1 protein-coding gene is annotated in these 1,666 nt (G+C 59.1%); it reads left to right on the plus strand.

Going from position 1 to position 1,666, the window contains the following annotated elements; genetic code table 11:
• Nucleotides 1-75 precede the first annotated feature (75 nt).
• Nucleotides 76-1,628 (plus strand): IS3 family transposase gene (locus tag ACM6J5_RS16325; RefSeq protein ID WP_095946423.1). Its coding sequence is split into 2 segments (ribosomal slippage): nt 76-538 and nt 538-1,628, totalling 1,554 coding nucleotides; the frame shifts between segments, so codons are not numbered across the junction.
• Nucleotides 1,629-1,666: the final 38 nt, after the last annotated feature.

A 1,666-nucleotide genomic window follows, 5' to 3' on the forward strand; every position in this document is an offset into this window, starting at 1 on the left:
CCCCCGGTGTCAGGATAGTTGTCGCCTCTCCGAATTTTCCTAAAAAAGCACATCGGGGGCGGAAAGAGACTGGTCGTGCCGTACTATTCACCTGAACGCAGAGCCGCATTACTCAAGATGCTGCTTCCCCCGCTGAACCTGTCGATGGCCGAGGTTTCCCGGCGCGAAGGGGTCAGCGAAATGTCTTTGTCCAACTGGCGCAAGCAGCTCAGTTCTGAAGGAAGTGCAGTGTCCGAAAACAAGTCATCGGCCGAGAGCTGGCCAGCCGAAATCAAGTTTGCTGTCGTCCTTGAAGCGTCCGGCTTGTCCGAGATCGACCTGGGCGAGTATTGCCGCCGCAAAGGCCTTTACCCCGAGCAAATCACGGCCTGGCGACAAGCCTTCATCACCGGCCAGAAATCGGAAAAGGTCCAGCAAAAAGAAGACCGGGAACAGTCTCGCAAAGATAAGAAGCGCATCCAGGAACTTGAGCGCGAACTGCGCCGCAAAGACAAGGCGCTCGCTGAAACAGCCGCGTTGTTGGTGCTGCGAAAAAAGCTCAACGACTACTGGGGGACCGACAACGAGGACAACTGACGTCTTTGCCGCAACGGCAGTTGTTCGTTGACTGGCTGAGCGAAGCCGTCGCGGCGGGAGCCAGAAAAATCAGGGCCTGCCAGGAGGTCGGTTTATCGCTACGAACCCTGCAACGCTGGACCGGCCCCGAGATCGTTCAGGCCGATGCTCGAACGACTATCGTGCGACCAGCGCCGCGTAATGCGCTGAGTGAGGTCGAGCGACAGGCGATTGTGACGCTGTGCAACAGCGCTGATTACGCTCACTTGCCGCCCAGCCAGATCGTGCCGCGCCTGGCCGATCAAGGGCGTTATCTGGCGTCGGAGGCCACGTTCTATCGCGTCCTGCGTGCGGCGGGTCAACAGCAACATCGCGGACGTAGTCAGCACCCCAGACGACATGCGGCACCGACCACGCATGCGGCCAAAGGGCCCAATCAGGTGTGGTCGTGGGACATCACGTATCTGCCGTCGCCTATACGCGGCCAGTATTACTACCTCTATCTGATCGAGGATATTTACAGCCGCAAGGCCGTGGGCTGGGAGGTCTACGACGCGGAAAGCGGCGAGAAAGCCGCCGCGCTGCTGCAACGCAGCGTGATCGGCGAGCAGTGTTTACACGAACCGCTGGTGCTGCACTCAGACAACGGAGCGCCGATGAAATCGGTGACGCTGTTGAGCAAGATGTACGAACTGGGGATCACGCCCTCGCGAGGCCGGCCGCGGGTCAGCAACGACAATCCCTACTCGGAGTCGCTGTTTAGAACGCTGAAATACTGCCCGCAATGGCCGCAGAATGGTTTTGCCAGTTTGGACGCCGCACGAGTATGGGTGAGGGACTTCATGCGTTGGTACAACAACGAGCACCGGCATAGCCGTATCCGGTTCGTCACACCGGCTGAGCGGCATCGAGGACTGGACCATCGGGTCTTGGCCCGGCGACATGAGCTGTACGAACGAGCCAAAGAGAAAAAGCCGGAACGGTGGTCGGCTCGAACGCGTAACTGGGAACCGATCGGCACCGTGCTGTTGAACCCGGATCGAGAGCAACAGGTCGAGAAAAGAGCGGCATAGTTAGACGGTTGACGCGACAACTACCTTGAAAAACGCCG

Origin of the sequence: Pseudomonas sp. IT-P74 (genome assembly GCF_949768175.1) — a bacterium.
In the GTDB taxonomy this organism is placed as follows: domain Bacteria; phylum Pseudomonadota; class Gammaproteobacteria; order Pseudomonadales; family Pseudomonadaceae; genus Aquipseudomonas.